This is a genomic window from Sphingobacterium sp. MAE (assembly GCF_056711605.1).
The window spans coordinates 2,115,549-2,128,580 of sequence record NZ_CM160044.1 but is presented as its reverse complement, the minus strand read 5'-3'; the positions used below and the strand labels follow the sequence as shown (position 1 = coordinate 2,128,580).

The window sequence follows — 13,032 nt, the reverse complement described above, 5'->3', positions numbered from 1 at the left end:
GTTACACTCCCTACTCAATTGTTTTTATCAACGTCAGTTCGCAACTGAACTGGCGTTTTATATCTAACAGAAGCCCCGTTCTTATTCTATTTTAACTTAATTTTTTTCGTCACAGGGTTATATTGGTAATTCACAATATTTTCATTTAAAATCAATTGGATTGTTTCTTCGATTACTTCAAAAGGAACTACAAACCATTCTCTCGGATTTAATCTTTGTCCTTTTTCATTAAACAAGTCAATGTCTAAACAAGCATTGGCGAAAAATCTATGCAAAAGACCTTCTAATTTGTCAGCATTTCTGTTATATACTTTGTAAGTCGCAACTTTCTGTACATCCGCAAATAAATAGGTCGCTTCATTCTTCGCATTTTTTATTCTCTCATCTACTGAATTTCTGGCAAAACCGACTTTATATAAGTCTTTAATGTTTGCTATTTGTGTGTTGCTAGATTTTGATTTCAGCACATAAATCAAACCCGATTGTACATCCTCTTCCTTTACAAGTCCCGTATTAACAAACAAGTCTTGTTCGATTTTCTCATAAGTATTGGTAATAAGTTTTCCGTTTTTTTGGATTTGCTTACCCAAAGAACGAAAAAGCATATTACTGTAAGTCCCATTTTCAAAAACCGTTCTCGTGCGTCCTTCAGTTCGCACTCTACTTCCTGAAACTAATTCTTTTTCTTCTGTCTTCAAATTCGCAGATTCCAAATACAAAAGGATGCCATCCATTAAATAAAAATCGCCTACGTGTAGATTTTTTTCAATGTTTTTAAACGGCTTTATCTTCCTTTTTCCTTCTTTAATTTCTTTATGCACTTTTAGAAACATTGTTTCATATTTCTCAAATTCTTTTTCTTTAATTGGCTTCCTTTGTGCAACAAAATCAGCGTCAGCCCTTTCTTCTGGTTTTGGCGTGTGTTTGAATTTGAAAATGTCCAAATCCTTATCCGAATCTAATAAACCAAGTTCATCATCTTCATTCAGAATATCATCAATGGTTGCTTTTTCCAATTCTACGTACCCCAATAAGTTATGCCTGTCAAATGGCTTTAGAATCTTCTTTTGAGCTTCATTTTCTCTAAAGTTTTTCAATTTTGCCTTCAAACCATATTCAGACATACTTGACTTATTTGGTTCTCTTTTGTTTTTATCAAAGAATGAGTTTATTTCTTCAAAGGAATCAATAAGCCTTTCATCATCAGTTTTCACAGAGGAAGTTTTGGCTTTAGAATCTAACAAACCAAAATCGTCATCATCAAAAATATCGTCTATAGTTAATTTCTTTTTAGCCATTTGCCAATGCTTTTTTCCGTTTTAATTCTCTCAAAAACACCAGTACTTCCGCCATTCTTTTTTCCTTATGGTCAAACGCTTGAATGTTTGGCTGCTCTCCATTATTATTCTTAACCCATTCTTTGATTTTTGGCCATAACAAAATCGCTTCTTCTTCGGTCATTTCAAACTTGGTAGATTGAATATGCTCGTCAATCAATTTTAAAACTTGAGTAGTTACCGATTTTGATAAAATTTCAAATGCTTTTTGAAAAGGATTAACCTGGTCTATCAAGTCAATATGAATATCATCAATGTTTACAAAACTGCCTGCCATTCTTATAAACTTCTTGTCGCTTTGTTCTTCAATCGTACTATTTTTTATTACCGAATCAACAACTACGTGTTGTCTAACGGCTTCAATATCATCATCACTTAAATCAGGATAAATTTCTCGGATGATTTTAGGAATTAGAACAGTATTGATAACCTCTGGTTCAACATTGCCCGGCATTGCTTTAAGCATCTGAGGGTCTTGCAATAATTTTGCTTTTAAGTCATTCAGGTCTGTATCAATGATGTCTTTGGCTCGTTGTGAAGTTGGAAGTTTAAATCCTCTTATTTTAATGGTGGTTTCATCATCCATATCGTCTTCATCATTTTCATCCTTTTTTAGTTTAAATTTGAAGTTTGGTGCTAATACTTGTTCCATTAACAAAGATGCAGTAATAGCTTTTAACATATTGTTTACAGACAATTTCACTTCTTCATCTTGGGCATCAGGTTGAGCAATGAGGTTGGTAAATTGTGCGTGAGATTTGTTGTTACTGTCTCTCGTAGCTCTACCAATAATCTGAATAATTTCTGTCAACGAACCTCTATAGCCTATAGTTAAAGCGTGTTGGCAATAAGGCCAATCAAAGCCTTCTTTTGCCATACCTAAAGCAATAATTATATCTATATCATCTGCCGATTTTACTTCTCGTAAGTAAGCAGTTATTTTATCTCTTGATTTTGGATTGTCTTGAACTAAGTCTGCAACTTTTAAAATCTTGCCTGTTTTGTGACTTTTTATGTGTATCACTCCTGAGATTTCGTCTTGAAATTCTATTGTTCCCAAAACATCAATAATATGGTCAACTTCATCGTGTTTAAGCTTTGAAGATTCAGCAGAGTTTACACTTGGTATATGAATAATTGTTTTTTGATTCTCATCTAATATTTCTGCTAAAGCAGAAATTCCTGTTTCAGGATTTTTTTTAAAATACCTGCCTGTATAAAAGTGATAGCCAATACCTAATGATTTTAAAAATTCGTAACCGTTTAATTGTTGGTAGTAAGTGTAGGTTACTTTCGTAAATTTTGCTTCATCTTCTGGCATTAAAACTGGTACACTATCGCCTCTAAAGTATGAGCCTGTCATAGCCACAATATGAGCACTTGAATTTGCCATGATGCTTTTTAATACTTGCCCTAAAATGTTGTCGCCTTCTGCTGATACGTGATGAAATTCATCAATAGTGACCAAAGTATCATCTAATTTTTTTACTTCTAAACCATCAAAGGCAAAACGTAACGTAGCGTGTGTGCAAATCAATATTTGTTCTTCAGAATCTAAAAAGTTTAAGAAAGCTGTTACTTTACTTTTTTCTTCTCCTGGTGTACAGAGATTGTATTTTGGATTTGGATTCCAATCGGCAAAAAAACCGTATTTTTTTAGTTCTGTTGCGCCAAAAGATGCTCCAATAGATTTTTCAGGAACTGCAACAATTACTTTTTTTATGCCTTGATGTTGCAATTTATCTAAAGCAATAAACATTAAAGCCCTCGATTTACCTGATGCTGGAGGTGCTTTTAGCAATAAATATTGTGCAGTTCTACCTTCATACGCTTTCTCCTGCATCTCTCGCATACCAAACGCATTGGTACTTTTACTTTTTCCTGTTTGGTCGTATGTTACGTGTACTAAATTTGGCATTAGTTATTTTTTTGATAGTCGTCTATATTTGTTTGAGAAAGTCTTTTTCGGCTTTTTCAAACTCATTTTTACTTGTTTTTTTTCTGAATTCATTTCACTGTCTTTTTTCTTGACGGCTTTTGTTTTGCAAAAAGAGTATCCTTTTGCAACATTTCTCCATACTGTTTAAACAAGTATTCCAAACGCTCGGTGTCGCTTTTGAATGGTTGTAAACGGTAACATTGCTCTATAGCTGTGTCGAGTTCTTGGTGTGCTTGTAGCAAGCCTTTGGGCATTGTAGTTGGGTTGTACAACTGTGCCATTGTTTTGCTGGGATGCTTGGCTCGCTCATCTAATATGGCAAAAACATAAAGATTTAAATTTTCCTTTTGCTTGTTTGTGATATCTGGAAATGGGAAAGTATTGTAGCAAAGTGATGATGAAAATATATAATCTGTTTTAAACTTTCCACCAACTGCTTTAACCCATACTAGCATCATTCTCGAAGAAATAATACCAAACATATATGGCAAGAAATCATAGACAGCTTGTGCTGTATTAGAGACAATCGTATTCTCGTCAAGAAAACCACAAGGAATGTAATCTCTTCTTTCCGAAGTAATTGTTGGAACGATAATTACTTCTTTTTTGAAATATCTAATTTCTCCAAATCTATGAGGAAATTGTGCTAGTTTCTTAGTAGCAGACTTAGTGCTATTTAATCTCATTTGTATTACGCCATCTAGTCGTTGATTTATTCCATTAAATCTCGAAACGACTTCAAGCTCTTGATCTTCTATCCATAAGCAGTATTTTTCTTCCCCATTTATATATTCATTAGACCCGTAAAATGATTTAATAATATTTTTGGGGAAATTCGGAATCTTTAAGATGTCTTCTTTTTGATTTTTATCTAATAATAAGTAACCTCCATCTGTAGGTTGGCTCCCTTTCATCATTATGGGGAAATTTGATAAAGGTTTTGTTCTTTTACTTAATATTATATTGCTTGTTGGTGCTAAGTACGGATTAATATTCTTCACAAGTTGTTTCAAGTTGTCTTGAAATAGATACTTTGGCTTAATATCATTGTTTCTAATTCCAATTATTACAACTGAAACTCCTGCGTTTCCTTTGGCGTTATTGGTCCATTTAAAAGATTGATGAGCAAACTCAACTTCTTGTCTTTGATTTAGAATAAGTGGCCAAAGTAAAGCAACTTGTTCCCCTTGCGTTATAGAATTGGTCGTTACAAATGCATATTTAGCATCTGTATTCTGAATGTAATTGGTTCCCTTATAAAACCAACACGCTATATAATCTAGTTTTTTATAATTGTTAACTCGTGAAAAGACTATTTTCATATCCTCCTTTTGGGTTTCATCTTGTCGGCTATAACCCAAATAAGGCGGATTTCCAATCACATATACTTCGTCTGTTGAAATAATTGGGCAAACAGAATTCCAATCTACTCTTGTAGCATTTCCCTGTTTAATTTGTCCTGCTTCCTTTAATGGGAGTATGGGTTTTGATTTTCCATAATCAAACAATATTTCTTCAAAAATTTTGTTCATTTGGTGTTCTGCCAACCAAAGTGAAAGTATTGCCATTTCGTGGGCGAAATCGTCTATTTCAATACCGTAAAATTGTGAAAGCTGTATTGCAGTCCATTTTATAGTGGGTGCACTGCCTTCTAAATCCGTAATTTTCTCTAAAATCTTGATTTCTAAAAGGCGTATTTCTTTGTAAGTAATAATCAAGAAATTTCCACTACCACAAGCGGGGTCAAAAAATTTGATTTTTGAAATTCTTTTTATAAGAGCTCTTAAATGGTTTACTGTGGTCGCGTTTTCATACGCTTCATACAATTCATCAAGAAATAAAGGTTTTATCAGTTTTTTGATATTTTCTACAGAGGTGTAATGCATTCCTAAATCGCTTCGATATTCAGGAATTACCACGGCCTGTATCATTGACCCAAAAATATCTGGGTTAATGTCTTTCCAATTTAGTTCGCCAAGTTCGATTAACGTTTTTCTTGCTTTGAAATTAAATAGTGGTGCATTTATTTTTTGACCAAATAAACCACCGTTTACATATTCAAACTTTCTAAGGTATTCTGGAAGATGTTCTGCATTTTCAGTATTTAAACGGTCAAACAAATCATCTAAAAACGTATGAGTGTCTTTTCCATTTTCTGCTGTATGTTGTGCTAGTGTATCGGTAAAAATACTTTCCTCTTTAAATATCTCGGTATCTTCTGCAAAGAAACAAAATAACAAACGGGATAAGAAAATATTAAGGTTGTGAATGCTTTCTTTTGAGTTGTAAATAGTTGGGTTTTCATCAATCAACAAATCATACAAAGAAGCCATTTTATAGGAAGCATTTCTATCGGCTTCATTATTGTTGCCAGAATTGTAAACTTCGCTACCTGCTAATGGCAAAAAAAAGTCAAAGTACTTGGATAGCTCTTCCAATCGAATGTCTAAGTTCTTGCCTAATTTCAGGTCTTTGGCGACTATTTGTTTATAGTCAGTAAGAATTGCAAATCTAGGTTGGTATTTTAAGATTCTTTCTTCTTTTGCGAACTCTTCAATGCTACTCAGCAGTTTGTTAGATGCTTCAACTTTAAAGAATATTTTCTTTTTGTATAGTATTTCCCCATCAACTTTGGATAAATTGTAATCTCCTTTTTTTAGTCGTGTTACAGACGTTTTAGAGATGCCGTATGCCACCAATAAATCAAAGACAAATTCATCTTTTGAGAAGTTATCAATCAGGTTATGAACGTTATGCTTTATTTCAGTTGATTTCATTAGTTACTTTGTTCAGGTTTGTTGGAAACTAGCAATTCTTTCACGTTTATATCCAAAATATCCGCTATTTCCATTAAAGTTTCCAATCGTGATTGTTGTCTGTTTTGAGCATAAGCGTTTACCATATTGTAGCTTTTCCCACGTTTTTCAGCCAACCAAGTTTGCTTAATTCCCTTTTGTTCCAACACTTCCTTAATTCTGTTCATTGTAATTCGATTTTGTACCTTTTAGAATGTCTCACTGAATCGCTTTACTTATTTCAAACATTAATTTGTTGTCGCTAAATTAGTGAAATTATTTAATGGTATCTCGAAAAACTGTGTATATAATGATTATATTCACTCCAAAGAAAGTATATAAGCCAAACTAAATTTATCTCAGTCTCTTTCTTCCTGAATTTGTCTCAGAACAAGTTTCAGATTCTGATTGGCAGTCCACTGACCATATTCCAAGGTATAAATTGGTATTACGCTAAAATATATAACTGGAATTAGAACTATTATTAAAAATAGATGGAATGAACTTATAACCACACTATCCTTAGTATTCAAGTATTACCCTAAAAGCGCTTTGATGGAATCATTCCCCATTACAAGCCCACCACCTATAAGTGCAAATAAAACATTACTTTTAAATTTCTGATTATTCCGCATTAATTCTATATCATTAATGATGTTTGCTAATTTTCTATTATTTATATTAAACAAATCCATCTGATTATTCATTTCTCGAACTCGGTAGATAAACAGCGCATCTGATAATGATAAATCGGCAAAATCCTGATGCGATTTTAACCATTTATCATTCAAAATTCTTCTCTGTATCAAAAAATTTCAAACCACAAATAATTAACGATGAAAAAAACAAGCACAAACTTAAGTAATGAGTAAAAATCAGAAAAATAGATACTAAGACCAAAAACAGTAAAAAGCGAGATAAAGTACATGGATACGAATAGCATACTAGACCGTTTAAACTTTCTTTCACTCATTCCATATATCAACTTGGAATAGGTTAAATTTTCATAATAATAACTGGCTAATCTTTTACTAAACATCATATTACTCATAATTCTATTGGTTTAAATTAGATATTACATCATGATCAAAACTATAAAAGTTTGAATAAATAACATAACCACTCCTCTTCTTTCTTCTCACAATATTCCATAAATTTATGTTATGCAGTCTTATGAGCATTCAAATATAATTCATGTACCTCGTTTCGAAGAAAAAGCTGGCTTTTATACTAGTTCTAAGCGTAGTCGCCTGATGTCCAAAATTAGAGGTAAAAATTCTAAACCTGAACTGATTTTAAGAAAAGCATTGTGGGCAAAAAATGTACGCTTTCGGCTGCACGATAAATCTCTACCAGGCACTCCTGATATCGTCATCAAAAAGTATAAGCTTGCCATATTTGTCGATGGTGAGTTCTGCCATGGTTTCGACTGGAAAAATAACCGCAATCGCATTAAATCTAATCGCTTATTCTGGATACCTAAGATAGAACGCAACATGCAGAAAGATGAAAGAGCAAATCGCGCATTAAGGGAAATGAACTATACCGTATTCCGCTTCTGGACCCAGGATATTTTAAAAAACCTTCCCGTGGTTTTGAACCAAATTGATCTATTTTTGGAAACTAGAAGATTGTGGCGGTAAACGTTTTCAAATGGAGGATTTAGTTTCAATTTAATTATTTCAACACCCTCTTAAACACGCCCACCACTTTTAGATCCGACAACTCTTCATCCCGAAGTGCAATAGGTTGAAAAGAATCGTCATTGGACATGGGTAAAAGTGTGATCTCTTGGTGCTCCCACCCCTCTTCACTGACCGTTTTCTTACTGCAATACTTCTTAATGGTATAATGAGCTCCAAATTCGCTATCCATAAAATCATTGGACTCGACTAGACAGATCAATCCATTGCGAGAACCTCCTTGATATTTCTCAAAGAGACAGATAGCGCCATTGGGGATCATCTGATTCATAGACTCTCCTACTACCTTACAGGCAAAATAACGATCTGGGTCCATAGTCGTCCCTTCAATCTGGATATAAGTAACCTCTTCGGCCTGTTGAAGCTCGGAAAAACTACCTGCCGCAATCTCAAGATCGTAATATGGGATACTACCTGTTGTCTGAAAATCGCTAATGACATAAGCGGGGGCAACAGTTGAATCACCTGCATTTGAGCGCTTTACAACGTCCATATACTGACTTAAATAATCTTTTAGATTGGGATTGGTGGCATAAAGATAGACTCCGCGGATCCCCCGAAACATTAAAGTTTTATATACATTTTTGACATAGAACAGTAAATCAAGTTCGTTGGTATTATTCTTTCCGTTGGTGTCTTTGTACTGGTCACGATCGACTGTGATCTTATGATTGATCGGGTCATAATCAATTTCTTTACCAAAGACAATAGCGATATAATTGAGGTCATTGCCAAAGACGGTATGGATACTCCCGACTTCATGTATGGCATCTTTTGAATTTATCCAGTCTTTTGCTGTGGAATTCCAACGTAGATCGACGCCTTCGATAGTCATATCATAGAGATGCCTATTCTTTTTGTTTTTGGTCTTGTATTCCCAGCTAAATCCGGCTACTAATCTGGATATACCTACTTCTGCTTCTCGTTGAAATATCTGCTCACGCATATCGACAAAGCTTTCGTAGAGCTTCAGTTCAAAACCTTTGGATTCGAACCGCTCTTGAGGCAATAGGTCTAAGTCAAATAAGCGATGGACAAAATCGGTAAACAGATCGCCGCCTTCGGAACGGATCTGTGTATGCAGACGGACAGTTTTATAGGCTGTAGAGTTTTTTAAATCTTCAAAATATGATGATGGTAGATCTGTCGGTCGTATAGACTGGTTGCTGTCGTAAAAGAATATCTGATTTTCGGATTGCTTCACGATCCAGTCCAACTCCGTTCCGGTGTGGACATCTAAATCAAGTCGCTTATTACTTTTATCAAAATCTCCATATCCGGATATGTTCTTACGTCGACGGAGACGGTGTGCCTCGTCTACCAGAACGACTTTATAGCTCCGCTTTGAAATATCGGTAGGTGATATGACCATATTGGCACTTAGCTGATCGATGGCTCTAAAAACTTTTTGCAGGGTACTGCGCAGCGAGGTCATCGATACAACTATAGCGATCTGATCTTTGAGCTGGTCTTCATTTGCTTCTGTAATGCCATGCTGATCCCGGTATCGCTTCAGCAGGGTGAAAGCTGCTACAGAGAACTCATCTTCCATCTCAAACTGCTCAAAATAGCGTATCGGTGTCACCAGGAGCTTGAGTACATAAATGGCTATAATGGTCTTGCCTGTGCCGGCATTCCCTTGTATAAATATTCCTTTTTTATCCTCCACTAAAGTTTCTAAACAGGCAAGTACGGCTTGCTGCTGATCAAGGTTGAGACTCTTATAGGGTGAATATTTAAAGACATTGCTATTGATGATTTCCTCGAATGAGGTACGGGCGATATGCAGTTCTTCAAGTTGATTCCAGATCTGCGGAAACAACAGTTCATACTGTTTCTTACGGTGGTAGTAGTGTCCGTTATTACCGAGATTGGCATTGACAAGTTTCAACCCTTTCTCTGCGGAAAAATGATTGATCAGAAATGCTTCTAGATGAAGCATAACTGATTTATTAAATAGGTGAGAAAATATAACATGCCTACTCAATAAATCTTTCTTGACTAGGTGTGCATTGTGATTGGAAAAACGATTCTTGATATTGATGGATTCACCGATATAAATCGATTTTTTATCATTGAGCAGGTATACCAGCGCGCTGTTGTAGAGATCGAGTTCGTCATCAAACTCGCCTTGCACCTCCCCCGTTGGTCGTACTGGGATGATATGTACTTCGTTAATATCGAATGGTGACATGCTATAATTCGTTATATTTCTTTGCCGTTCCTTTTGCTTTCTCGACCGGGTACTTTTCGTTATTCAGTTTCATCTTTTCCTCCACGATCTCTTTCACATCTAAGCCATGCTTATCGGCAAGCAACAGCGTGTACATCAAAACATCGGCTAATTCTTTTTTGAGTTTATCAGGATCAGCATCTTCATTGCCTTTCCATAAGAAAAGCTCAAGAAGCTCGGATGCTTCAATACTCAATGCCAAAGCTAAATCTTTGGAATTGTGAAATTGCTCCCAATCTCGGGCATCTCTAAACTGACGGATCTGCTCTAATAATTGTTGAATGTCGGACATGATGAAATCTTTTAACTACTGTTGGGTACTACCCAAATATCTGAAATATTGTTTGAAATACAATTAGGGAAAGGGATTAATCCGCGAAACTTAACGATCTTGTTCTACGTGGCGAATGTGCTATTTATCACTATTAGCCTTTTTTAAACACTTCACTCCTATGCCATGCCAGATTTTCTGGTGCTGGATAGTATTGCTCAGTTTTTGGTATTATAATTTTAGTTCCTTCTAATTTTTTGAGACTATAGGGATGCTCTCCAAGTTCGCGTATATGTCTGGAAACCAAAATACGATAATCTTGATCTACGGAAACCAAGCCACGATCAAATGCTCGGTGGAGATTTGGACATAGTGCTAATCCATTCGTGACCTTGTCATCGTGCGAAATGGAAAAAGGTACGATATGACAAGCATCGATAAAATTGTGATTGTACGTAGACCGCAACTGCATACCTGTCATCGCACAGGTATCCTGATACAACTGGGGGATATATCTTTTGAAAAGGTGTGATCGTATAAATACATCTTCCTCGGTATGAATCACCATATGTTTATACTTGACTTCGGGATCATTGAGTACCAAAGCCTGCAGATCGTGATAATACCCATCCCCGATTTGTTTATGCTCGTAATAATATTGAAGTTGGTTAGGGAAATAATGCGCCAAAATAGAATTTCGGATTAATTTCCTATTTTCAAGCGATTGCAATAATGCGTATAATTGAGGTGAAAGACTTCCGTAAGCAACAATGGATGCTAATGTACTAACGCTTTTGATATGAGCTTGCATAGGAGCTCCATGGTGAGTATGGATAAACCAAAAAGACTGTTCATCGACCTGATCGCTCTGCAGATAATAAAATGGCTGAGTAAAATCGGGCTGATGTGCTGTGGTAACCAACAGCCGCCAATTCTCCTGAAAAAGACCTACAAGATCTGCATTGACAAGAAAATGATTGTCATTATCCAGGCCTTTTTCTATTAACTCGATCAGAGTTAATAGAAAAACTGGTTTATGAGGTGCTTTACCATATTTGGTAATCCCTTGTTTTAATCTTGCAAATGCTTTTAGATATAGGCTCAGATTGCTCATGTTGGTCAAAGATAGGAAATGCAAAGTAAAATATGGAGAGAGTTTCATTACCTATAAACACGATGCTACAAGTAACCTGTGGTATGTTTGAAAAGAATAAAAAAGTGTTGATTTGTCAACGTTCTGCGAAGATGAAGCACCCGATGAAATGGGAATTTCCTGGTGGCAAGATTGAACCAGAGGAATCTAAGGAAGATTGTCTACAAAGAGAAATCAAAGAAGAACTAGGTATGATTATTACCATTGACCGTGCGCTGAATCCTGTAGAGCATCAATAATCTGATTTTTCCATTTGCACCTATCCTTTTAGCTGCAAATGGGAATTTGGTAAAGTAGTGCCCACAAAACATAGTCAGCAATATGGGTAGACACATCGGAATTATTAAATTACGAATGGGCGGAAGCTGATCTGCCGAAACGCGTAAATTAGTCAATGCCCATCTACTTACTAAATAAGGCATTGACTACAAGACAAGTAAGAAATCTTGCTTGATGAAATTATTAACAAGTTATCGTAAATCGCAAAGATTTAACGTATTAATATTTCTTGAAAACGATTAATTTCATCGCGGAATGATTTGTAATTTCTAAGAGAAAATTCAGTAATGCTTACGGTTGAACTTCTGGGATCGTGAATAACAAGTCTGTGAAATGTACCTAATTTAGAAAATTCTTTTTCCTCGTAAACCTGTATATCGGACTGGATGTTGAAGTCAAAATGATAATTTTTGAAAACTGATTTTACAGTTAGTACACGACCATTGAGCTCGACAGAATATGGTGTTTGTAACGCTATATAAAAAGCATAAAGCCCTACAGGCATTAACAAATAATAATACCATTTGAAAGACCTAAAATAAACTTCACCATATTGTAAATTAGTATATATTACACAGATAAATAACACAATTGCGGCTATTATTCCAAACAAAATACAATAGAACCCGATACCCAATTTTGATTTCACCATTTTATTAAATTTCCATTATTTACTATTTGTGACAAAAGTTACACCGACAGAAAGACCTGTCATAAGTAATCCTATAGGACCAGGGACATATGTCAAAGCATCCAAAAATATAAATTTAGTAGCATCTATCATATCATCATCCGTAATTTCACCATCAGAAAGAGCAACTATTACTTCATAACCATTAACAATTGTTCCTGCAAAGGCTAATTTATGAAGCACATTATATTTCAGCGCTTTTTCAAATACAGGAGATATATCTACTCCACCAGTTAATTTGATGAATTTAGTAATAGCTGCATGACTTAAAGACTGAAGACCGCTCGCTAACCCTGCTTTATCAACAATATCTTTTAATGCAGTAATATTAAATCTTTCTCTAATGTTAAGAAAATTTTCATCATAACCTTCTGGGAATCTAGTAGAAAATTCATCCTTTGGAAAATTATCCTCATCGTATATAGTACCAAACGGACATATGACTGCACAAAGACCACAGCCTATACAATCTGCTTCTTTAATAAACGCTTTAATTGTATTTAATTTGCCATTTATATATCCCTCGGTTACGCGTAAAGCGTCTGGACCACACGATTCTCTGCAAAAGCCACAGCCAGTACTAAAGTAAAAACTTTGGTTTTCTCATTATATCTTCTTGATTTTTCAATCG

Annotated in this window: 12 protein-coding genes and 1 pseudogene; 2 read left to right on the top strand and 11 right to left on the bottom strand. The window is 35.1% G+C overall.

Annotation, left to right across the window (positions count from 1 at the left end):
- Positions 1 to 86 precede the first annotated feature (86 nt).
- The 5 genes from AC06G9_RS08965 to AC06G9_RS08945 form a co-directional block, all read right to left on the bottom strand.
- The gene (locus tag AC06G9_RS08965; RefSeq protein WP_480957930.1) at positions 87 to 1,298 is read right to left on the bottom strand and encodes a GIY-YIG nuclease family protein; all 1,212 of its coding nucleotides are present in this window, start codon (positions 1,296 to 1,298) and stop codon (positions 87 to 89) included.
- Entirely contained in the window at positions 1,291 to 3,255 is a 1,965-nt protein-coding gene (locus AC06G9_RS08960; RefSeq protein ID WP_480957929.1) for a DEAD/DEAH box helicase, read from the bottom strand. Before AC06G9_RS08960 ends, AC06G9_RS08965 begins: the two co-directional genes overlap by 8 nt.
- Positions 3,256 to 3,344: 89 nt before the next feature.
- Positions 3,345 to 6,053 carry a class I SAM-dependent DNA methyltransferase gene (locus AC06G9_RS08955; protein ID WP_480957928.1) on the bottom strand — a complete coding sequence of 903 codons (2,709 nt, stop codon included), beginning with the start codon at positions 6,051 to 6,053 and terminating at the stop codon, positions 3,345 to 3,347.
- Positions 6,053 to 6,259 (bottom strand): helix-turn-helix domain-containing protein, encoded by a 207-nt coding sequence (locus AC06G9_RS08950; protein ID WP_480957927.1) that lies wholly within the window; start codon positions 6,257 to 6,259, stop codon positions 6,053 to 6,055. The genes AC06G9_RS08955 and AC06G9_RS08950 overlap by 1 nt, the downstream gene beginning before the upstream one ends.
- Before the next feature lie 348 nt (positions 6,260 to 6,607).
- Positions 6,608 to 6,862: a hypothetical protein gene (locus tag AC06G9_RS08945; protein WP_480957926.1), complete on the bottom strand. Its 255-nt coding sequence runs from the start codon at positions 6,860 to 6,862 to the stop codon at positions 6,608 to 6,610.
- Positions 6,863 to 7,234: 372 nt separating this feature from the next.
- On the opposite strand from AC06G9_RS08945, the gene AC06G9_RS08940 reads away from it, so the two are divergent.
- Positions 7,235 to 7,714, top strand: a complete 480-nt coding sequence (locus AC06G9_RS08940; protein ID WP_480957925.1) for a very short patch repair endonuclease — start codon at positions 7,235 to 7,237, stop codon at positions 7,712 to 7,714.
- Between the two features lie 34 nt (positions 7,715 to 7,748).
- On the opposite strand, the gene AC06G9_RS08935 is transcribed toward AC06G9_RS08940, so the two are convergent.
- The 3 genes from AC06G9_RS08935 to AC06G9_RS08925 all read right to left on the bottom strand — a co-directional run bounded on the left by AC06G9_RS08935 (position 7,749) and on the right by AC06G9_RS08925 (position 11,392).
- Positions 7,749 to 9,968 (bottom strand): DNA/RNA helicase domain-containing protein, encoded by a 2,220-nt coding sequence (locus AC06G9_RS08935; RefSeq protein WP_480957924.1) that lies wholly within the window; start codon positions 9,966 to 9,968, stop codon positions 7,749 to 7,751.
- Position 9,969: 1 nt separating this feature from the next.
- Positions 9,970 to 10,299, bottom strand: coding sequence for a nucleotide pyrophosphohydrolase (locus tag AC06G9_RS08930; protein ID WP_480957923.1), 330 nt, complete (start codon positions 10,297 to 10,299; stop codon positions 9,970 to 9,972).
- Between the two features lie 133 nt (positions 10,300 to 10,432).
- Positions 10,433 to 11,392 carry an HNH endonuclease gene (locus AC06G9_RS08925; protein ID WP_480957922.1) on the bottom strand — a complete coding sequence of 320 codons (960 nt, stop codon included), beginning with the start codon at positions 11,390 to 11,392 and terminating at the stop codon, positions 10,433 to 10,435.
- 32 nt (positions 11,393 to 11,424) lie between these two features.
- On the opposite strand from AC06G9_RS08925, the gene AC06G9_RS08920 reads away from it, so the two are divergent.
- Entirely contained in the window at positions 11,425 to 11,670 is a 246-nt protein-coding gene (locus AC06G9_RS08920) for an NUDIX domain-containing protein (RefSeq protein ID WP_244914334.1), read from the top strand.
- A 251-nt stretch (positions 11,671 to 11,921) separates the two neighbouring features.
- Here AC06G9_RS08920 and AC06G9_RS08915 read toward each other — a convergent pair whose 3' ends face one another.
- From AC06G9_RS08915 to AC06G9_RS08905, 3 genes and pseudogenes are all read right to left on the bottom strand, one after another.
- Positions 11,922 to 12,362: a hypothetical protein gene (locus tag AC06G9_RS08915; RefSeq protein WP_480957921.1), complete on the bottom strand. Its 441-nt coding sequence runs from the start codon at positions 12,360 to 12,362 to the stop codon at positions 11,922 to 11,924.
- A gap of 15 nt (positions 12,363 to 12,377) precedes the next feature.
- Positions 12,378 to 12,584, bottom strand: a complete 207-nt coding sequence (locus AC06G9_RS08910) for a hypothetical protein (RefSeq protein WP_480957920.1) — start codon at positions 12,582 to 12,584, stop codon at positions 12,378 to 12,380.
- 240 nt (positions 12,585 to 12,824) lie between these two features.
- Positions 12,825 to 12,968, bottom strand: a pseudogene (locus tag AC06G9_RS08905) (4Fe-4S dicluster domain-containing protein); the annotation flags it as partial.
- Between the last annotated feature and the right edge of the window lie 64 nt (positions 12,969 to 13,032).